Source organism: Chryseobacterium sp. GTID13 (assembly GCF_056172655.1).
Map to the genome: position 1 here is coordinate 82,242 of NZ_JAOCMB010000007.1, position 22,388 is coordinate 104,629.

Below are 22,388 nucleotides of genomic sequence, written 5' to 3' on the forward strand. Positions count from 1 at the left end.
ATTTAAAGATTAAGTGGTCCATGGGATCACTTTTTTGTTTTTAACAGAGCTATAATGTTAAAAATGAAGTCTTTCTTGTCCAGGTATTTGGTTTTTCATTAATTTTATCAAAAGGACAGGAATGAAAAAATTTACTACTTCCCTGGTTTGATCAGCGCTATACTCATTCCGCTGCTGTTCTGGTATTATGGAAATAAGAGGGTTCAGCCGCAGTATACCGTAATGGACCTGGGAATTCCGGCAAAACATAAATACAATGATACTTTAGACAATACGCTTGAACCTTATAGGAACTGGAACTGCAAAAAAATTGTGGTAAAACCTAATACAGCTCTTCAAAACCAGCAGTATTATGTTTCGGAACTGAAAAAACTTCAGGCTAGAAATGAAAAAGAGACGGGAATTGAATTTGTAATCGGAGATAAAAATAATCTGCAAGATCTTATTGCTTTATTTGATGCAATGGCATTGGCAAAACAAGAATCTTATGGTGTAGATATAGAAAAAACCAACCATATTTTTGCCATTCATCAGTATAAGGATCCAAATATGATTGAAAAAAGACAAGGGATTGATTGTGGAACTGAAGCCGCTACTATTCATTATACAGTGCATGAGAACTATAAAGGTGTTGAAAAACTGAAATACCTTCTTCAGTTGCCCAAACAATCTTATTATTTGATATTCAGCTTTTTATTGTTTTTGAATATCTCTATGTTCAGCATTAAGAAAAATCTCCAGATTCAAAGAAAAAGACTGATATGAAAAAAATTCACTATTTCCCTGGTTTGATCAGCGCTATACTCATACCGCTGCTGTTCTGGTATTATGGAAGCCGGAAGTTTGAAGAAATAAACCTCAATGTTATTGATATCTGGCTTCCTGCAAAAGCGAAAAATGGAGAAAAACAATCGCTTTTAAGCTTTGAACCTTACAGAAACTGGAATTATAAAAAAATAAGAGTTGAACCTGATAAAGCTAAGGAAAATTCAGCTTTCTATGTTTCGGAAATGAAAAATCTGCAAAAAAGAAATGAAAAAAATACTGGAATTGAATTTATTTTAGAGAAAAGCAATACTTATGGAGATTTTGCGTCTTTATTGAATGATATGGCAATGGCCAAACAGGAGACCTATACATATGATTTAGAGAAAACTGGACATTTATTTGCAACTGTTAATTATATTGACCCAAATGCCATAGACCCCGAATATGAATGTCTCCTTTGCAATGATGTCATTGGCATAAATGAAGTTTATAAAGTGACTTTTTTTGATGAAGTTCAGCAATTTTTAACTCATCTTCCTAAAGAAGCGTATTATATTATTTTTGGATTTCTGTTCCTTTTGAATTTTTCAATGCTCAGTATAAAAGAAAGATTTCAAATTCAGTACTAAAGGGTATTTTATTTTGGGGCCTGTCTTTGGTTATTAATTATATAAATAATTAAACCTTATAGGTTTTAGAAACCTATAAGGTTTAAATTAATAAAACACAAACAACTGCTTCATCCGTAAATCTGCAGGAGAGTTTTATATTTTAGCCTAGGCAAAAAACAAAGACCGCTTTTCAGCGGTCTTCCTTCCTATTACTTTTTATCCAGCAGAGAGATATAATCTCCGTAGCCTTTTTTCTCCATTTCTGCTTTCGGTATGAACTTCAGCGAAGCACTGTTGATACAGTATCGAAGTCCTCCTTTATCCGCGGGACCGTCTGTGAAAACATGTCCTAGGTGGGCGTCTCCGGTTTTGCTTCTTACTTCCACTCTTACCATTCCTGCAGATTTATCCATTTTTTCTTCGATCAGCTTTTTGGTGATCGGTTTTGAGAAGCTTGGCCATCCGCAGCCTGATTCAAATTTATCGGTAGAAATAAATAAAGGTTCACCTGTTGTGATATCCACGTAAATTCCTTCACGGGTTTCGTCCCAGTATTCATTTTGGAAAGGTCTTTCTGTTGCATTTTCCTGAGTCACGTTATACTGTTCTGCAGTCAGTTTTTCTTTTAACACTTTTTTGTCCTGCTTCTGGTATTTTACTTTAGGAAGCGGGTTCGCATTTTTAGCCATTTCAAAAAGTCCCGGTTCGATATGACAATACCCTCCCGGATTTTTATCCAGATAATCCTGATGATAGTCTTCTGCTTTATAGAAGTTTTTCAGTTCAACAGTTTCTACCACTACAGGCTGAGAATAATTGGCAGATAATTTCGATACTTCATTTTTCACAACTGTTTCGTCTCTTTTATTTGTGAAATAAATACCCGTTCTGTACTGGTCTCCCCTGTCGTTTCCTTGTTTGTTAAGACTTGTAGGATCAATTGTTTTAAAATAAAGATCAATCAGCAGCTTCAGATCAACCTGGTCAGGATCATATTTTACTTTCACTGTTTCCGCAAAACCTGTAGTATGGCTCACCACCTGCTCATAAGTAGGGTTCTGGGTATTTCCGTTGGCATAGCCTACTTCAGTTCCTACAACCCCGCGAATCTGCTGAAAAAAGTGTTCCGTACCCCAAAAACATCCTCCTGCAAAATAAATTTCTCTTACATTTTTATTATCCATAATTTCCTGATTTTCCTTTTCTTTTGTTAATTCTTTGGACTTAGAATTCTTAAAAAGTCCCGATCCTGCAGCAAAAACTGCGACACCCAGAATAATTCCGAGCACGATAAATATATTTTTCATTTTTTTCTTTTTATCCATTACTTTGTATTGTTTGTAAGATCATTAAACCAAATCCTAACAGCATCACATCCTTCAGTATAAAGAAATCTGTGACAGGAACTCCATCTACAACCTTCCACACTCCAGGGGTTGTAAAAAGATAGCTCAGCGTTACCAGAAAGGTGACTATCATTCCGATTGCGGCATACTTCCTTAGAGATGCAAATTTCACACTAAATACCAGAAGTAATGCAATGATTATTTCTATCGCTCCGATAGCATTTGACACCGTCTGTATCCCTGCTATTTTATATACGAAGAAAGTAAGAAAATGGTTTTCCACCAGAGGTTTGATGGCAGCAGCTTCTGTGGGCGTAAATTTGAATATTCCGATCCAGAGCAGAATGAGTACAGCTCCGAAAAGCGAAATAAAATACCCTGATTTGTACGTTGCAGATTCAACGTTAATTGATGATGTTCCGTTCATGTCTTTTAGATTTTGAATGATACTTTATTATTTTCAAAAGTATAGTCGGAACCGTTTCAAAATCCTGACAGTATTTTGTCTAAATATCTAATTTATTTAAAACTTTATTTTTAAAAGACTGAATATCAGAATCATTTATTTCAATATTTTCTTTATGAAAACGTTTTCTTTTTAAAATATCATCTAAAATCTTCAGCTTTTCTTCATAAGCCCGGCACCACTTGCAGATTTTTAAGTGCATGGAAAGCTGTCGGTCTTCCTTTCGGGAGATGAGCTGTGCATTCCTCTTTTCCATCAGCAGGGTTGCTTTGCTGCATGGCAGGAACAGAATATGAATTAATTTTCTCAACATGTTTTGGTATGGTTATAGTTTGGCAAACCAGTTATTATCCAGGCATTCCCTCAGCTGCATTCTGCTTCGCTGAAGAACCTTCCACAGGTTAGTCGCAGAAATCTGCAATTCCTGACTCACTTCCGGTGCTTTTTTCTCCTGAAGGTAATACATTTTCAGCGGAATCTTCCATCTGGCGGGCAAATCCTCAATACAGTCCTCCAGGGTTTTATTAAAATCATCATTATCCAGCAGCTCGGTTTCTTTTTCTGAGACATTCCAGTCATTCAAAACGCCATCATTTTTCCAGGAACCGGTTTCATCAAAAAAATGATCCAGGCTGATCTGGGGTTCAGATTTATATTTCTTCCGGTAAAAGTCTGCGGCTTTTCTGTTTAAAATAGCATTCAGCCACGTCAGCGGCTGGCTTTTCCCTTCAAAAGATGCGTAAGACGAAAATGCAGCCAAAAAAACTTCCTGCACTATATCTTCAGCTTCAGTCCTGTCTGAAAGCAGATAGACTGCCCTTTTCAGAAGAGATTCCGAATATTGCTCTACCCAGCTTTTCAGCGTTTCGTTTTTCGTCATCAGCACATTTTAATATGATTAGCTCCGTATAAAACCAGAAGAAAAATTACGGAATATAGTACAGTAAGAAGTAATGCAAAATACCTTATCTTATTTTTTCTTTCAAGCTTTAAACTCCAAACTGCTAATATCCAACTTACAATAAGCATTGGAATTAATAGATAAATACAAAAATTCACTAATACAGACATTACAGAGTTTGTAATATATTCATTAAATAAATAGATGAAAATAATCAAGACAGGATAAGCAAATAAAATTACTATTATCCACTGAGCCAGTATTTGCGCTTTTGATTTCAATCTGTTTTAAATATTTTCAGAAAGGTAAATATTTTTTCTAAAATATTCGTTATTTGTTAGGGCAGATAGAATTGAAATGGCCTTGTTTTTAAATAATATTATTGAGATAGCTTCGTTGCCTACACTCCTCCCAATGACATATTGGAAAATAAGATTAATATTATTTCCATATATCCTGCACCATTCAAAACATAGCATAAAATTATTACAAATCGCCTAAAAACATTAAATTTGCATCTTATCAAAAATTGATAGTTTTAAAAGCAAAGCAGTACTATGACATCACAAGAGATACGTCAAAAATTTTTAGATTATTTTAAAAGTAAAGACCACCTGATCGTTCCTTCAGCTCCTATCGTGCTGAAAGACGACCCTACCCTTATGTTTTCCAACTCAGGAATGACGCAGTTCAAGGATTTTTTCTTAGGCTACAAAACCCCTATGGCCCCAAGAATTGCCGACACCCAGAAATGTCTTAGAGTTTCCGGAAAACACAATGACCTGGATGATGTAGGTAGAGATACTTATCACCACACCATGTTCGAAATGCTGGGGAACTGGTCTTTCGGTGATTATTTCAAAAAAGATGCTATTGCTTTTGCCTGGGAATTACTGACTGAAGTATTCGGAATTCCAAAAGAGAACTTATATGTAACCATTTTCGAAGGGGATGCTTCCGAAAACCTTGAAAGAGACCAGGACGCTTATGATTTCTGGAAATCACACATTTCTGAAGACAGGATTATCAACGGAAACAAAAAAGATAATTTCTGGGAAATGGGTGAAAGCGGGCCTTGCGGACCATGCTCGGAAATCCATGTTGATTTGAGAAGTGAAGAAGAAAAAGCTAAAGTTTCAGGACTTGAATTAGTCAATAACGACCATCCTCAGGTAGTGGAAGTTTGGAACCTGGTTTTCATGGAATTCAACAGAAAGGCAGATAAATCCCTTGAAAAACTTCCTGCACAGCATGTGGATACAGGAATGGGCTTCGAACGTCTTTGTATGGCACTTCAGGGGAAATCTTCCAATTACGATACAGATGTTTTCACTCCGCTTATTGCTAAAGTGGAAGAACTTTCAGGTAAAAAATATACCGGAATTTTAGAAGACGAAAAAGATATTGCCATCCGTGTTGTTGTAGACCACATCAGAGCGGTTGCTTTTGCTATTGCAGACGGACAATTGCCTTCAAACGGAGGTGCCGGATATGTGATCAGAAGAATTTTAAGAAGAGCTATCTCTTATTCTTACCGCTTTTTGGACATGAAAGAGCCTTTTCTTTATAAACTTGTTGCCGTGCTTCAGAAGCAGATGGGACCTTTCTTCCCTGAAATTGAGAAACAGGGAAAACTGGTTGCTGAAGTCATTAAAAGTGAAGAAGATTCATTCTTAAAAACAATTGAGAATGGTTTGATCAGAGTTGAAAAATTAATTCAGCAAACGATTGCAGACGGGTCAAAAGTATTACCAAGTGTAGAAGTTTTTGAATTATATGATACCTACGGGTTCCCGGATGATTTAACGAGAATTATTGCTGAGGAAAAAGGTTTGACGATTGATGAAGATGGATTTAAAGCTGAAATGGAGAAACAGAAACTTCGTTCAAAAGCTGATTCTGCCCAGAAAGTGTACGATTGGGTAACACTGGAGGAAAGAAGCGAAAACTTTGTAGGTTATGACCAGATTGAAGCTGAAACTTATATTACAAGATACAGAAAAGTAGAAAATAAAGACGGGGAATTTTACCAGGTGGTATTAAGCAACTCTCCTTTCTATCCGGAAGGCGGAGGTCAGGTTGGGGATAAAGGAGTTCTGGAAAATGCTGTTGAAAGCTTTGAGGTTTTAGAAACGAAAAAAGAAAACGGGCTGATTATCTCTTTGATCAATGGTCTTCCTAAGGACGCCGGAGCGGTTTTCTATGCTAAAGTTAATGCTGCCGACAGAAAAAATTCGCAGGCCAACCACTCTGTAACCCACCTTTTGCATGAAGCCCTGAGAGAGGTTCTGGGAACTCACGTGGAACAGAAAGGTTCTTACGTAGGCCCTGATTACCTTCGTTTCGATTTCTCTCATTTCAATAAAATGACGGAAGAAGAACTGGCTCTGGTAGAAGAAAAAGTAAATCATAAAATAAAGGAAAGTATTGCCTTACAGGAATTCAGAAGCATCCCAATTCAGAAAGCTTTGGATAAAGGAGCTATGGCTTTGTTCGGTGAGAAGTATGGCGACAATGTGAGAATGATCCAGTTCGGAAGCTCTAAAGAACTTTGCGGAGGAACCCATGTAAAAAATACCATCGAAATCGGTCATTTCAAAATTGTTTCTGAAAGTTCTGCTGCTGCGGGAATCAGAAGAATTGAAGCCATTTCCGGAGATAAATCTGAGGAATATTTCAAAAACCTGGAAAAACAAATCACTGAGCTTTCCCAATTATTGAAATCCAAAGATGTAGTAAAATCCATTGAAAAGCTGATGGAGGAAAATGCTTCATTAAAGGCTGAAGTTGAAGGATTCAAAAAAGAAAAGGCAAAAGGAGAAATCGGAGACTGGAAAAATGCTTACGAGCAAAAAGGAAACAAACAGCTGCTGGTGAAGAAAACTTCCCTTGATGCAGGTTCTGTGAAAGATATTGTTTTCCAGCTGAAAAGAGAGATCCCTTCATCCGTAACCGTTATTCTTTCTGATGCTGACGGAAAACCAATGATCACCGTCGGAGTGTCTGATGACCTTGCTGCAGAATACCAGGCCGGAGCTATCGTTAAAGATCTTGCGAAAGAAATCCAGGGCGGCGGCGGCGGAAACCCGGGTTTTGCAACTGCCGGAGGTAAAAATATTGACGGTTTGGAGAATGCTTACCAGAAGGCACTGAATATTTAGGATTAAACGTCATTTCAATATAAAACATTAAAAACTTCTGAAAAATTTCAGAAGTTTTTTTTATTTATAACCATTCTAATTATTGATCTTGTCTTAACAAACCATTACCTAAACTTAAACTATTTGTTTCGTCCCCGTAAAATATAATTCACACTAGACCTTTAGTTTTGCTACAATCGAAATTCAAAAAAGTAATTATGAAAATTAACAAAACTATCGGAGCATTATTGTTCGCTGCTATAGCTTTTCAGGGCTGTAATGATGATAATAATCAACAGGAAACCAATCCTGTCAATGAGAATATCAAGATTGACAACTTTTCGCAGGAACCGGCATTCGTCTATGGGATGACCGGGTTTGAAAACCTGAAAATCACTACCCTTATTTCAAGTTCTGATGTTCTTACAGGAACTCCGAATTTCGTTTTTGCAGGTCAGCCGGACGGTATGGGAATTATGAAAGATCCTAACTCCGACGGTTATTTAATGATTACCAATCATGAGATCACACAATCTGTTTCAAGAGTTTATTTAGATAAAACATTCAGGCCTGTTAAAGGGGAATATATTCTGAACGGAATCGGTGGTATGACCAGATTATGTTCTGCGACTCTTGCTACTCCTGAAATTCACGGATTCAGTGCATTTCTTACCGCCGGAGAATCGGGTGAAGAAAGTATGGTTCATGCCATCAATCCATTGGCTCCGGCTTCTCAGGCAGCTGACCAGACCAGAGTAAAACCGGCATTGGGGAAAGCTTCCATGGAAAATGCGGTTCCGCTTCCTAAAGACATTTCAGGAGGAAAAACGTATATCGTGATCGGCGAAGACCAGTCTTATTCATCATCACATCAGTCTGCAGGGCAGCTGATCATGTATGTTTCCAACACCCCTGGAGATCTTGAAAACGGGAAGCTGTATGCTTTAAAAAGAACCAACAACAACTATACGGAAACCAATATGGTGAAAGGAAGCTCTTATGATGTAGAATTTGTAGAAATTACCAACGCTAAAAACTCAACCGGAGCTCAGATTAACCAGAAAAACATTGACAATAATGCCATCCGTTTTTCAAGGGTTGAAGACGTAGATTACAGAAAAGGTGCTGGGAAAGGAAGAGAAATTTACTTTACAGCAACCGGAGAATCTTCAGACGGGGTAACGCCGAAACCGGGATTAACGATGTGGGGAAGAGTCTACAAACTTGTTCTTAACGAAAGTAATATGCTGACCGGAAAACTGGAAGTGGTGGCAGAAGGAGATTCTAACCCCGGAAATAATCTGATCAATCCTGATAACCTGTGTGTAACTGAAAATTTCGTCTACATCCAGGAAGATGGCGATTCTTACTATACTGCCGCAGCACATGATTCTTACATCTGGCAGCTGAATATCGCCACAAAACAGTATAAACCATGGCTGAATATGAAACACAACAGAACAGATTCGGCATGGCAAACAGCTTACAACCAATCCGGGGCACTTCAGAAATTCGGTTCATGGGAATATGGAGCGATGGTTGATATTTCAGACATCATCGGAGTTCCGAATACATTTACGGTAAACATACACTCACACACATGGCAGAAAGACAAGTTCAAGAATGCTGACGGTGCCGGTGTGAATACCAATAAAGAAGGTGGTCAGGTAGTAATCATCAGAAACGTAGAAAAATAATTTTAGTATCCAATAAACACTCAAAGTATCAGCGGGAGATTTCCGTTGATACTTTTTCACGCCTATGAAAATGCTTTCCAGATACCCGGTGCTTCTTGTTTTATGCACTGCTTTTTTTATTGCGGCACTTTTTCAATGCAAAAGTGATAAACACCTTCCCATTAATGAGGATTTGAGTGTCGTAAAAAGTCAAATTATCAAAAATAATACGTCATTCGAAAAACAGATCAACAAACTGATGGATCTTGTCTCCAAAAATGCGGATGAAAAAACCATTCAGGAGAAATTTTCTGAGCTCAGAATAACTTATAAAAAAATGGAATGGGCGGTAGAATATTTCTTACCGAACTCAGCCAGATTCATCAACGGTCCTGCTCTTCCCGAAATTGAAATGGATGAACACACCGAACTGGAACCCGAAGGTCTTCAGGTTTTGGAAGAAATTTTCTTTCCTTACACTCATGAAAATAAAGACGAAGCAATCCGGTATCTGAAAAAACTGATCAACAAAAACAATACGATTAAAACTAATTTTCAGGCAATCACCATCAGTAAAGATCAGGTTTTTGATGCAGCGAGACAGGAAATTTTCAGGATTTCAAGCTTAGGAATCTCCGGTTTCGATACTCCTCTTTCCGGAACATTTTTGAAAGAAATGCCCTACTCTCTGGAAGCAGTACAACTGACTTTAAGGCAGATTTCTACAGAGAAATCCAAAAGCAAAGCATTGAAAAACATTGACGCAGCAATAAATTCAGCCATTGGCGTTCTGAAAAAAATACGGACAGGAATACTTTTGATTATGTGAACTTTATTCCGGACCATTTAAATAAAATCTCTTCCCTATTATTAGAATTTAAAAAACAGGAAGGTATTCCGGATATTGAAGTGACTACTGCCTTAAGCAAGAATGCCGCTACTTTTTTCTCGAAAAATGCTTTTAATCCCAATGCATTTGTACCCGGAAAAGAATTTGAATTTTCAGATGAAAAAGCTGCTTTGGGCAAAAAACTGTTTAACGATAAAATTCTTTCCAACAATAATAACAGAAGCTGCTCGACATGCCATATTCCTGAAAAAGCTTTTACGGACGGACTTGCCAAATCTATGTCGCTTGAGAATGCAGAGCTTCAGCGGAATGCGCCTTCATTAAATTACGCAGGTTTCCAGCACGGACAGTTCTGGGATATGCGAAAAGACGATCTGGAAGGGCAAAGCTCGGATGTAATCTCCAACAAAGAGGAAATGCACGGTGACCTGAACATTATTCTCGGTAAAATCAACCAAAATAAAGAATATCTCCCTGAATTCAGGAAAATCTACAACAGTCAGAAAGCTGAAACCTGGCAGCTTCAGAATGTTCTGGCAAGCTATATCCGTTCTCTCGCAAAATTCAATTCGAAGTTTGATGATTATATGCGAGGAAACCGTACTGCAATGTCAGACAACCAGAAACAAGGCTTTAATCTTTTTATAGGAAAGGCACAATGTGCTTTATGTCATTTTATTCCTCTATTTAATGGTACTGTTCCCCCCAATTTCAAAAAAACAGAGCAGGAAGTGCTGGGAACTTCTGTCAATGGAGACAATAAGATGTTTGATAAAGATCTTGGAAGAGGAAAATTCCATGAGACCGTTAAAGCCTTACAGCATTCCTTTAAAACGCCAACCCTAAGAAACATTAGTAAAACAGCTCCTTATATGCATAACGGAGGTTACAAAACATTAAAAGAAGTAATGAATTTCTATAACAAAGGCGGCGGAAAAGGTTTTGGGTTTAAAGTTGAAAACCAGACGCTTTCTGATACTCCCCTGCAGCTTACAGATAAGGAAATGGAGATGATCATTGATTTTATGAATGCACTTGATGATCGGTGATTTAGAAATCTGTGTCAATCTGTGAATAAGCGAGAGATTTTAATAAATTCTTTTGTCTTGAAACAAAAGAACCAAAAATTCAAGACTGCAAACTTCCGCTAAAAATGAATCCTGTTCTCTAAAAATTCTAAAACTCGTGCGGATTCAATATTGTTGCTTCGGCTTTATATTTGTGCCGCACTCAAACAGTAGAATTTTCTTAACGTTCACAGGAATCATTTTCTTAACGCTCCAGTTTCCTATGTCGGTATACTGCTATTGTAAAGATTGTTCTCAAAACATTTGTATCACTCCTTAAAACCTTTAGCTCAAAAATCTGCGTAATCTGCAAAATCTGCGAGAGCCTTAAACAATTCTTTTGTCTTGAAACAAAAGAACCAAAAATTCAAGACTGGAAACTTCCGCTAAAAATGAATCCTGTTCTCTAAAAATTCTAAAACTCGTGCGGATTCAATATTGTTGCTTCGGCTTTATATTTGTGCCGCACTCAAACAGTAGAATTTTCTTAACGTTCACAGAATTCATTTTCTTGACGCTCCACTTTCCTATGTCGGTATTACCGCTATTGTAAAGATTGTCCTCAAAACATTTGTATCACTCCTTAAAATCTTTAGCTCAAAAATCTGCGTAATCTGCAAAATCAGAAAAGATTTGATGTAAATATTTCACTTAAACCTATCTCATGTGTGAAATCAGCTTAAGATAATTTTCAGTCCATTTTTCTATGATAAAATTAGATTGAATCTATATCACAACATATCATAAAAACTTTCTTACAACAAGAAATATCCTTACTTTTGATCTAGTTTTTGCATGAAAAGGTTTTTACTCTTACTGTTTTTTTTAATGTCTTTCTTTGGTTATTCCCAATCAAAGATCAGGGTCATTGACGATACTGACCAGAAGCCGATTTCCAATGCTAAAATATCCTGTGACGGCAAAGTTTTAGGGTTTACCGATATTCAGGGTTCATTAGAATTCAAAGCATCATGTGCTACCATTGAGATTCAGGCGGATCGCTACCAGAAAGAAACGGCTTCTGTAGAGGCTGATATGGAAGTTTCGCTGTTGAAAAAAACATCGAAAACCACTGATATTGAAGAAGTAGTCATTGAAGACCGGAGCGATCCAAGAGCTTTGGAGGTCCTGAAAAAAGTGAACCGGTTATTTAAGGAAAATTCACCTAAAAGCTTAGATTCCTATTCTTTTAAATCGTATGAAAAAGTCTCTCTGGATATAGATCAGGACAGCATCAGCCAGTTTAATAAATTCTTTAATGACACGGATTTTTTCAAGAAAAAGAGAGAGAAAGATTCCATAAGCAATATCTCGGCAAAACAAATCTTTTCAAAAAGCAAACTCTTCCTGTGGGAAAGAGCTCAGGAGTTCCTGTATGCCAAACAGTACGGTGAAAAGATCAATATTCTGGACAACAGGATTTCAGGTCTTAAGCAACCTATCTATGAAATGATTGCTGTGCAGCAAAGCAACAGGGATAAAATTCCAAACCAGATCAAACAGGAAAACAGAGGTCTTTACCGGTATTTCCTTTCCGATACCATTGAAGTGAATGGTAGAAAAACATTTGTGATCCGCTTCCGTGAGGTGAATTACAAAAAGCAGGACAAAAAAAGAAAGTACAACGGCGCCATTTATATAGACACGGAAACCTACGGAATCCAGAAAATAGAAAATTTCAGCAAGAACAAAAATGACGGCATCATTACCAGTACCTGGGTTTTCTATAATAACAAATGGTTCCTGTCTCAGGAAAAGGTAAAACTCAGAATGAGCAGGGTGGCTATGGAAGAGGATAACAAAAAGAAAACGGAAGAACATCCTGAAAAGAAAGACAAGACCAGCTTCGGAACCTATGCTTTCCTTACTTCTACCTATTTTGATTTCAAGTCACCTTCTGAAGAAACCAAAAATGATTTTAAAGGCTATACCTTTTCTGTGAAAAATGCAGACGGACGTCTTCTGGACCAGTACAGGACGGAACCTCTCACGGAAAGGGAAAAAAACACCTACACCACCATTGACAGCCTGGGCCAAAAATATAATATCGACAATAAAGCCAAAATACTGACCGCCCTTATCAACGGGCAGATCAGGATGGGTATTGTAGATTTTGCGGTAGACGAAATTGTGAACTACAACTTGTATGAAGGTTTCAGAGTAGGCTTAAAAGCTAAACTGAATGAGACTTTCAACCCTTATTTCTCACCGGATTATTATTTTGCCTACGGCTTTAAAGATGATAAGTGGAAATATGGAATCGGGCTGGATATGAAGACCACACTGGACAAAAATTCATTTTTCAGGATTGAATATTATGACGATGTAACAGCATCCGGAGAATTCTACAGAAGGCTCTGGAATTTCAAGATGAGAACAATGAATTACGGAAATAACATTAATAATGATAAATATTATCATTTCAGAGGAGCTTCCCTATCCTATCTGAACGATGTTACTAACGGGCTTACATTGGTTTTTGCAGCAAAAAGGAACATCGAAGACGCTAAGTTTGATTATGCCTTCAGGGGAAGAGGCGGAGAATTTGATAATTTCAATACTTTATTCACCTTAAAATATTCACCGAACTCTACCAATATCATGACCCCTCAGGGAAAATCGATTATTGATCAAAAATATCCTGAGCTGTATTTCAACTATGAACAGAGTTACAAAATACTGGGTGGAGATTTCAACTATACCCGTTTTGATGCATTGTTCGTCCATAACTTCAAAACCATACTCGGCACTACAGGATTCAGGCTGTATGGCGGAATAGTGTTTGGCGAAGCACCAATCTGGAAACATTTTACTATGAACGGACTGGCTTCTCCGAAAAAGGATTTTAATTTTAACCTTACGTCTTATCTTGGTTTTGCCACACTGGAAGGCGGAAAGTATTATAATGACAAATTCATCGCCTATTATTTTACCCACAAGCTTCCTTTGTATTTCAAAAGTTTCGGACAGAATATTTCCAGCTTTGATTTCGTATTAAGAGGAACTATCGGAGATATGAAGCATCCCGAATATCATGATTTTAAATTCAGAAAACTGGATCACCTTTACCAGGAAGTAGGCCTTGAATGGAACAATTTCCTGTCCAGTTATTTCAATTTAGGATTGTTTTATAGGGTCGGTTACTACACCACTCCCAATTTTAAACAGAATTTTGCCATCCAGTTTAAACTGAAACTCCTGGAATTTTAAAATCTGTCAAGCTTTAAAAATCCCTCCAAATTTAGTCAAAATCATAAATACATAAATACATAAATACATAAATCAAAATATGCAGAGAATAGAAATAAAAGCAGAACAGTTTTTTGAATTATTAAAATTAAAAGATACCTCGATGTGGGAAATTTTCTCACAAATGATCGACGGCAATGAAAAGGAAATTATATTTCTGGATAACGAAGACAAAATCCTTTTCAACTATATCCTTCCTGCTGAACAGGAAAAACTGGAGGAAGACAGAAAAGAATTTTCAAAACAGTTTTCAGATAAATTGGCTAACTTCAATTAAAAATTTTAGATGAATAAAAATTATATATTCTCTATTCTGGGTTTTCTTCTCTTTAGTTTCGGAAATGCCCAGAATTATAAAAAGCCACTGGTTTCTGCCATCAAAGAAGCTGATCTTAGGAAAGATATGTATGAGCTTGCCGCAGACCAGTTCTGGGGACGCGAGGCAGGAACTTTAGATGAATTAAAAGTATCCATGTGGCTCGCTGATAAAGCCAAGGAAGCCGGAATGAAGCCTGCCGGTGACAACGGTACATTTTTTCAGTTTTTTGATATGTACAGGCATCAGGTGATTCCTCAAAGCAGTTTAAAGATTGGTGACAACACCCTTAAATTATGGAAAGATTTCCTAGTGACAGAACCTGTCAACTCTTCCATTGATGCTGAAATAGTCTATGCCGGAAACACAGAACCTGAGAACCTTTCCCAACTGAATATCAAAGGAAAAGTTCTTGCCGTAAATGCTTCCGATAAAAATATAGATAAGGAAATGACTCTTTTTGTAAGAAGATATCCCGGATTTGTTCGGACTAAATATTACAATAAAGCCTATGAGCTGGGAGCCAAAGCAATTATCTTCATCACTGATGATATTTCCGAAAAAAGCTGGGTTGAAGTTCTTCCACAGATGACAAGAGGAATCTACGGTGTAGAGGGCCTGAGAGAAAAAATCACCACTAATATCCCTGTGTTATGGATCAAAAGAGAACATGCAGACTGGGTAAAAAACAACCCTAAAATTTCTCTTAACCTGATCACAGAAACCTATAAATACCCTTCAGTAAACATCATAGGAAAAATTGAAGGCACAGGCCCTAAACTTAAAGAGGAATACGTTCTATTCAGCGGACATCAGGATCATGACGGAATCAGACATCCCGTAAAAAATGACACCATCTACAACGGCGCAGATGATAACGCCAGCACTTGCGTGGCCATGCTGGCCATGGCCAGAGCCTACAAAAAGCAGCCCGGAAAAAGAAGCATTCTCTTTGTTTTCCATGGTGCAGAAGAAAGAGGATTACTGGGATCCAGATGGCATGCTGCTCATCCGGTAGTCCCGAAAGAAAAAATTGTTGCAGTGCTCAACGGTGATATGATCGGAAGAAATGACAATAATGAAGCTGCGCTCTTAGGAGGAAATGCACCACACAAAAACTCTGAAGAACTGGTAAAAATGGCTGAAGAAGCCAATAATGAAAGTACAAAATTCAAATACCTGAAAGATTGGGATTCTCCGAATCATGCAGAGTATTTCTATTTCCGAAGTGATCATTTACCCTACGCAAAAATCGGTATTCCTGCTCTATTTTTCACCAGCGTACTGCACGATCAGTACCATACCCCACAGGATGAGTCTGAAAATATCAATTACAAAAAGCTTTATAAAATGACAGAATGGATGTACAGAACATCCTGGAAAGTAGCCAATGAGGCGGAACGTCCGAAGGTTATTTCAAATTTTACGCTTGAGAGATAAAGTTTCGGCGGCCCGGATGGGCCGCCGAAACTTTTTTTGTCATTGCGAGGAGCGCAGCGACGAAGCAATCTATTTTATTCTTTTCTCTCTAATCTTTATTCAAATTACTTCACTGCCGGGTTCATAATGATGTAGAGACTTAATATATTCTTTTGTCTTGAAACAAAAGAACCAAAAATTCAAGACTTGGAAACTTCCGCTAAAAATGAATCCTGTTCTCTAAAATTCTAAAACTCGTGCGGATTTGATATTGTTGTTTCAGTTCGATGTTTGTGCCGCACTCAGACAGTAGAATTTTCTTAACGTTCACAAAATTCATTTTCTTACCGCTCCAGTTTCCTATGTCGATATTAATTTCCTTCAAAATATCTGTATCGATCCTTAAAACCCGTAGCTCAAAAATCTGCGTCATCTGCAAAATCTGCGAGAGATAATAACTAAATAAGCAGATTCATCAAAGACGGATCATTATTCAGATAATTGACAAAAAAGTCATACTTCTTCATATTATTGAGCAATGGCGTAAAATCTTCACTTTGTTTCAAACCGATTCCTACCACAGCAATTCCTTTCTCTTTTGAATTTTTTTGAGTGTATTCAAAGAAAGTAATATCATCATTTGGTCCCAGAACATTCAGAACAAAGTTCTTCAGAGCTCCCGGGCGCTGGGCAAACCTTACCAGGAAATAATGTTTCAAACCTGCATATAGCAGAGCCTTTTCTTTAATCTCTTCCATGCGGGTAATATCATTATTGCTTCCACTGATGATGCACACCACATTTTTCCCTTTAATCTGATCCTTATATTTTTTCAAGGCAGCTACCGAAAGAGCTCCGGCGGGTTCTACCACTACAGCATCTTTATTGTAAAGTGAAAGAATGGTTTCACATACCATTCCTTCATCCACAACAGCCATTTCATGGAGTACGTTTTTACAATGTTCAAAATTAAGATCGCCTACTTTCTGCACCGCGGCACCATCCACAAAACGACTGATCTTTTCAAGAAGTACCGGCTTTCCGTTTTCCAGTGCTTTTTTCATACTGGCTGCGGCAGATGGTTCTACCCCAATGATCTTTGTCTGTGGAGACAATTCCCGGAATACAGTACAAATTCCGGCAGCCAGGCCGCCACCGCCTATAGGAACAAAAAGGTAATCAACAGGTTCACCCGACTGCTCAAGAATTTCCAAAGCAGCTGTAGCCTGACCGTCAATAATATCCTGATCATCAAACGGATGAATGAATATTCCCTGCTTATCACGGCAAAAATCCAGTGCGGCATCTTTTGCTTCATCAAAAGTATCCCCAAAAAGAACAATATCTATAAAATCGCCTCCAAACATTTTTACCTGTTCCAGTTTCTGTCCCGGAGTAGGCAAAGGCATAAAAATAGTTCCTTTCACCTTCATGGTATTGCAGGCAAAAGCTACTCCCTGGGCATGGTTTCCTGCACTGGTGCAAACCACGCCTTTTGCAAGGTCTTCGGGAGACATCACTGCCATTTTATTGTAAGCTCCCCTGATTTTGTAGGATCTCACCTGCTGCAGATCTTCCCTTTTAAAGCTTATTTTGGCTTCATAAATACCGGACAGGTTATTATTAATGGCCAAAGGTGTTCTTACCACTACATTTCTGAGTCTCCGGGCTGCCTTATAAACATTGTCCAACACAGAAGGATACGTTTCTTCTTTTAACATAGCAGGTGGATTAATTGTTCTCCGGTCTGAGACTGCGGACAGTCTTCCCTGCTCTCCACATTTCACTTTCTCTAAGCTCTGTAAGCTCGACTTCAAGTTTTTCTCTGTAATCAGATTTACTGTTGCTGTCAATGGATCGTTGGGCTTCATCACCTTTTGCCACACTGTCATACAGTTCTTCAAACAATGGAGAGGTAGCATCCCTGAAACGTTTCCACCAATCTAATGCTCCTCTTTGGGCTGTAGTGCTGCAATTCGCGTACATCCAGTCCATTCCATTTTCTGCAACCAAAGGCATTAATGATTGGGTTAGCTCTTCTACTGTTTCGTTAAAGGCTTCGGAAGGGCTGTGGCCGTTTTTCCTTAAAACATCATATTGTGCTGCAAATATTCCCTGTACAGCTCCCATCAATGTTCCTCTTTCTCCTGCAAGGTCGCTGAATACTTCTTTTTTAAAGTCTGTTTCAAATAAATAACCGCTTCCTATAGCTATTCCCAATGCGGTTACTCTTTCCCTAGCCTTTCCTGTAGCGTCCTGATATACGGCAAAACTGCTGTTCAGTCCACGGTTCTGTAAGAACATTCTTCTTAATGAAGTTCCTGAACCTTTTGGTGCAACCAGAAACACATCAACCTCAGCAGGGGGAACAATTCCGGTACGTTCATTAAAGGTAATCCCAAAACCATGGGAGAAATACAAAGCTTTTCCGGGAGTAAGATGCTGCTTCACTTTCGGCCAGTATTCGATCTGGGCTGCATCACTTAAGAGATAGCAGATAATGGTTCCTCTTTGCAGAGCTTCTTCTATTTCGAATAGTGTTTCTCCCGGTACAAATCCGTCTGCTAATGCCTTATCCCAGGATTTTGAGTTCTTTCTCTGGCCAACAATTACATTAATTCCATTATCTTTTTGGTTAAGCGCCTGCCCCGGCCCCTGTACTCCATAACCGATTACGGCTACCACTTCATCTTTCAATACTTCCTGAGCCTTCTGTAATGGAAACTCCTCTCTTGTTACTACATTTTCTTCTACTCCGCCAAAATTCAATTTTGCCATTTCTTTAATTTTTTTATTGTTGTTAATGATTTATTTAAATTAATTTCTGATCAGCTTGCATGTACAATGGCTGTCAGGTAAGGGTTTTTATGGTAATGAACTTCCAGTACATCTACCTGTTTTTCCATCTGCCGGGTGATCTTCTGTACAGATTCTTCTGTTTCCCGGATAACGATGACAAACTTTTTAACCTTTTCAATATCAGAAGGTCCTGCATTAAAATTCACAATCGGGATTCGTCTCCTTGAGAAAATAGCGTTAATCCTACCGATTAATCCCAGATAATCTTCTGTATAAGCTGTTATGGTATATTCCCTGTTTTCTGATTTCATCTTTTTATATTTTATTGTTATGGTTTATTGTTGGTCAGTACGATTTCGGCAACACTTTTCCCTTGAGGAATCATCGGAAAAACATTATGTTCCTTTCCTGTCATTACTTCCAGAAGGAAAGCTCCTTCATGATGAAGCATTTCACTGAGACCGGCTTCAAGTTCTTCCCTTTCTGAGACTCTTTTCCCCGGAATATGATAGCCTTTGGCTACCTGTACAAAATCCGGGCTTTGAATATCTACCGAAGAGTATCTTTCCTCATGAAACAGCTCCTGCCACTGTCTTACCATTCCCAGATAGCAATTATTAAGAATTAAAATCTTGATATCAGGCCTGTACTGCATCAGCGTTCCAAGCTCCTGGATATTCATCTGGGCACCTCCGTCTCCCATCACCGCAATAACCGGACGTTTGGTTCCATAAGCTGCCCCTATTGCTGCCGGGAGGCAAAATCCCATAGTTCCCAAGCCACCGCTGGTAATGTTACTTCTGGAATGTTTGAAACTGGAGTATCTGCAGGTTGCCATCTGATGCTGGCCAACATCGCTTACAATTACAGCTTCGCCCTTTGTCATCTCATTAAGGTGACGGATCACTTCTCCCATTGTAATTTCACCTTCTGAAGGGTGCAGTTCGTGACTGATCAGCTGATGATGCTCAATTTCATAGCAATCTTTAAATTTCTGATGCCAGTCTGCATATTCTCTTTGTTTTATAAGCTGGGTAAGTATGGGTAAAGTTTCTTTACAATTTCCAAGAACCGGTACTTCAACTTTTACATTTTTATTGATTTCTGCTTTGTCAATATCTAAATGAATTATTCTGGCCTGTCTGGCATACTGATCCAGTTTTCCGGTAACACGGTCATCAAAACGCATCCCTACTGCAATCAAAACATCGCATTCATTGGTAAGGATATTGGGGCCGTAATTTCCATGCATTCCTACCATTCCTACTGCTTGTGGGTGATCGGTTGGAATAGCGCTCATTCCCAGGACAGTCCATGCTACAGGAATCCCTGATTTTTCAGCAAACTGCAGGAATTCTTTTTCTGCGTTTCCCAGCATAATCCCCTGCCCTGCAATGATGAAAGGCCTTTCCGCATTATTGATCAGCATACTGGCTTTTTCAATGTTTTCTATCTGGGGAACAGGATCCGGCTTATAGCTCCGCAAAGCGTGGCAAGGTATATACTCTCTATATAAAACCTTTTGCAGCTGAGCGTTTTTTGTAATATCTATCAATACCGGGCCGGGTCTTCCCGACCTTGCAATGTAAAATGCTTTTGCCAGTACTTCGGAAAGTTCATCTGCATCGGTGATCTGGTAGCTCCATTTCGTAACGGGGCTGGTTACATTCATCACATCAATTTCCTGAAAGGCATCGGTTCCCAAAAGATGTTCAAAAACCTGCCCTGTAATGCATACAACAGGAGTATTATCAAGTAAAGCATCGGCCAAACCTGTCACAAGGTTGGTGGCTCCGGGGCCGCTGGTAGCCAGCACCACACCTACTTCTCCTGAAACTCTTGCAAATCCCTGGGCTGCATGTACAGCTCCCTGTTCATGACGGACCAGAATATGTTCCAACTGATCTTTATAATCGTAAAGGGCATCATAAATTGGAATAATAGCTCCTCCCGGATATCCGAATATCGTTTTTACTCCTTCCTGAAGAAATGCTTCAAGGATGATCCGGCTTCCGCTGATTTCTTTTTCTCTGGATACATTTAGATTCTTCATTCTATTTTATTAAGTGATTTCGTCTGTTACACAGCCTTCAGCAGCTGATGATACGGTAAGTGCATATTTGTAAAGCAATCCTTTTTTTACTTTGAGTTCAGGTTTTTGCCATCCTTTTTTCTCTCCAGTATTTCTTCTTCGGAAACTTTCAGCTGTATGGTATTGTTTACGGCATCTATTTCAATCAGGTCGTTATCTTTTACAAAAGCGATGAGGCCACCTTCATATGCTTCGGGAGTAATATGCCCCACTACAAAGCCATGAGTTCCGCCACTGAACCGTCCATCGGTAATTAAAGCTACACTTCCGCCCAAGCCTGCTCCGATCAGAGCACTTGTCGGCTTCAGCATTTCCGGCATTCCGGGTGCCCCTTTTGGCCCTTCATGACGGATTACAATAACGTCTCCGTGCTGTACCCTTCCGTTTTCAATTCCTTTGATCAGATCTTTTTCTCCGTCGAATACCCTGGCTTTACCTGAAAATTTTTCACCTTCTTTTCCTGTTATTTTGGCTACACTTCCCTTTTCTGCAAGATTTCCATACAATATCCTGAGATGTCCTGTTTCTTTGATGGGATCTGATAAGGGTCTGATAATTTTTTGTTTTGAAAAGTCCAGACCTGGAACATTTTCAAGATTTTCAGCGATAGTTTTACCCGTTACTGTCAGGCAGTCGCCATGCAATAATCCTTCTTCCAACAGGTATTTCATTACGGCAGGTGTTCCGCCATGCTCATGAAGGTCCTGCATCAGATATTTCCCGCTTGGTTTAAGGTCAGCCAGCACGGGAGTACAGTCGCTCATTTTCTGAAAATCATCCTGGGTTATCGTAACTCCGACACTTTTTGCCATGGCTATAAAATGAAGAACAGCATTGGTGCTTCCTCCTAAAATGACAATGAGGCGAAGTGCATTTTCAAAGGCTTTACGGGTCATTATATCTGACGGTCTGATATCTTTCTCCAGTAGTAATCTGATATACTTTCCAGCTTCAAGACACTCATTCTGCTTTTCTTTGCTCAATGCGGGGTTGGATGATGAGTACGGAAGACTCATTCCCAGTGCTTCAATGGCAGAAGACATGGTATTGGCCGTGTACATTCCTCCGCATGCCCCAGCCCCGGGACAGGAATTTTTAATCACTCCGTTAAAATCTTCTTCTGAAATTTCTCCAGCTATTTTTTTCCTAAGGCTTCAAAAGCGGAAACGATATTAAGCGGTTCATTTTTATAACATCCAGGCGCTATTGTTCCGCCGTACACCATAATTGAAGGTCTGTCCAGCCTGCCCATCGCGATAATGGTTCCCGGCATATTTTTGTCACAACCCGGTAATGCAATAATTCCATCGTAGTATTGTGCCCCGCAGATGGCTTCAATACTGTCTGCAATAACATCACGGCTCACCAGTGAATACCGCATACCATCTGTACCATTGCTCATCCCATCGCTTACCCCTATCGTATTGAAGATCAAGCCTGCAAGACCATGTTCCCAGGTCCCTTTTTTGACTACTCTAGCAAGATCGTTAAGATGCATATTGCAGGTATTCCCATCGTAGCCCATACTGGCAATCCCGATCTGTGCCTTATGCATATCTTCTTCTGTAAAACCTATTCCATAAAGCATTGCTTTTGCGGCAGGCTGTTCACTGTTTTGTGTGAATGTTTTTGAATATTTATTTAACATATAATCCTGCATTTGCTGTTTTATCATTTCTCAGTGTAGT

General features: G+C 38.8%; 17 protein-coding genes and 1 pseudogene. 9 read left to right on the forward strand and 9 right to left on the reverse strand.

Annotation, left to right across the window (positions count from 1 at the left end):
- The first annotated feature begins 147 nt into the window (after positions 1-147).
- A complete protein-coding gene (locus tag N4G44_RS19470) occupies positions 148-765 on the forward strand; it encodes a hypothetical protein (RefSeq protein WP_474929168.1) in 618 nt (205 codons plus the stop codon).
- Positions 762-1,397 (forward strand): hypothetical protein, encoded by a 636-nt coding sequence (locus N4G44_RS19475; protein WP_474929170.1) that lies wholly within the window; start codon positions 762-764, stop codon positions 1,395-1,397. The genes N4G44_RS19470 and N4G44_RS19475 overlap by 4 nt, the downstream gene beginning before the upstream one ends.
- Before the next feature lie 191 nt (positions 1,398-1,588).
- Here N4G44_RS19475 and msrB read toward each other — a convergent pair whose 3' ends face one another.
- The 4 genes from msrB to N4G44_RS19495 form a co-directional block, all read right to left on the reverse strand.
- On the reverse strand, positions 1,589-2,686 hold the full coding sequence (gene msrB / locus N4G44_RS19480; protein WP_474929172.1) for a peptide-methionine (R)-S-oxide reductase MsrB: 1,098 nt from the start codon (positions 2,684-2,686) through the stop codon (positions 1,589-1,591).
- Between the two features lie 10 nt (positions 2,687-2,696).
- Positions 2,697-3,152, reverse strand: a complete 456-nt coding sequence (locus N4G44_RS19485) for a DUF417 family protein (protein WP_474929174.1) — start codon at positions 3,150-3,152, stop codon at positions 2,697-2,699.
- Positions 3,153-3,231: 79 nt separating this feature from the next.
- Entirely contained in the window at positions 3,232-3,504 is a 273-nt protein-coding gene (locus N4G44_RS19490) for a hypothetical protein (protein ID WP_474929176.1), read from the reverse strand.
- 12 nt (positions 3,505-3,516) lie between these two features.
- Positions 3,517-4,071 (reverse strand): sigma-70 family RNA polymerase sigma factor, encoded by a 555-nt coding sequence (locus N4G44_RS19495; protein ID WP_474929177.1) that lies wholly within the window; start codon positions 4,069-4,071, stop codon positions 3,517-3,519.
- A gap of 578 nt (positions 4,072-4,649) precedes the next feature.
- On the opposite strand from N4G44_RS19495, the gene alaS reads away from it, so the two are divergent.
- From alaS to N4G44_RS19530, 7 genes are all read left to right on the forward strand, one after another.
- Positions 4,650-7,253, forward strand: a complete 2,604-nt coding sequence (gene alaS, locus N4G44_RS19500) for an alanine--tRNA ligase (protein ID WP_474929179.1) — start codon at positions 4,650-4,652, stop codon at positions 7,251-7,253.
- A gap of 197 nt (positions 7,254-7,450) precedes the next feature.
- A complete protein-coding gene (locus N4G44_RS19505) occupies positions 7,451-8,929 on the forward strand; it encodes a PhoX family protein (protein WP_474929181.1) in 1,479 nt (492 codons plus the stop codon).
- 70 nt (positions 8,930-8,999) lie between these two features.
- On the forward strand, positions 9,000-9,737 hold the full coding sequence (locus N4G44_RS19510) for a hypothetical protein (protein ID WP_474929182.1): 738 nt from the start codon (positions 9,000-9,002) through the stop codon (positions 9,735-9,737).
- Complete coding sequence (locus tag N4G44_RS19515) at positions 9,734-10,807, forward strand: cytochrome-c peroxidase (protein ID WP_474929184.1); 1,074 nt, start codon at positions 9,734-9,736, stop codon at positions 10,805-10,807. The genes N4G44_RS19510 and N4G44_RS19515 overlap by 4 nt, the downstream gene beginning before the upstream one ends.
- Positions 10,808-11,653: 846 nt before the next feature.
- Entirely contained in the window at positions 11,654-14,035 is a 2,382-nt protein-coding gene (locus N4G44_RS19520; protein ID WP_474929186.1) for a hypothetical protein, read from the forward strand.
- Positions 14,036-14,114: 79 nt separating this feature from the next.
- On the forward strand, positions 14,115-14,351 hold the full coding sequence (locus N4G44_RS19525; RefSeq protein ID WP_474929188.1) for a hypothetical protein: 237 nt from the start codon (positions 14,115-14,117) through the stop codon (positions 14,349-14,351).
- Positions 14,352-14,360: 9 nt separating this feature from the next.
- Positions 14,361-15,830 (forward strand): M20/M25/M40 family metallo-hydrolase, encoded by a 1,470-nt coding sequence (locus tag N4G44_RS19530; protein ID WP_474929189.1) that lies wholly within the window; start codon positions 14,361-14,363, stop codon positions 15,828-15,830.
- Positions 15,831-16,267: 437 nt separating this feature from the next.
- On the opposite strand, the gene ilvA is transcribed toward N4G44_RS19530, so the two are convergent.
- The 5 genes and pseudogenes from ilvA to ilvD all read right to left on the reverse strand — a co-directional run bounded on the left by ilvA (position 16,268) and on the right by ilvD (position 22,348).
- Complete coding sequence (ilvA, locus tag N4G44_RS19535; RefSeq protein ID WP_474929191.1) at positions 16,268-17,530, reverse strand: threonine ammonia-lyase IlvA; 1,263 nt, start codon at positions 17,528-17,530, stop codon at positions 16,268-16,270.
- A 10-nt stretch (positions 17,531-17,540) separates the two neighbouring features.
- Positions 17,541-18,587 (reverse strand): ketol-acid reductoisomerase, encoded by a 1,047-nt coding sequence (gene ilvC, locus N4G44_RS19540; RefSeq protein WP_474929192.1) that lies wholly within the window; start codon positions 18,585-18,587, stop codon positions 17,541-17,543.
- Between the two features lie 50 nt (positions 18,588-18,637).
- Entirely contained in the window at positions 18,638-18,919 is a 282-nt protein-coding gene (locus N4G44_RS19545; RefSeq protein ID WP_052352609.1) for an ACT domain-containing protein, read from the reverse strand.
- A 17-nt stretch (positions 18,920-18,936) separates the two neighbouring features.
- Entirely contained in the window at positions 18,937-20,661 is a 1,725-nt protein-coding gene (ilvB, locus tag N4G44_RS19550) for a biosynthetic-type acetolactate synthase large subunit (protein ID WP_474929195.1), read from the reverse strand.
- A 9-nt stretch (positions 20,662-20,670) separates the two neighbouring features.
- A pseudogene (gene ilvD / locus N4G44_RS19555) lies at positions 20,671-22,348 on the reverse strand (dihydroxy-acid dehydratase).
- Positions 22,349-22,388 lie beyond the last annotated feature (40 nt).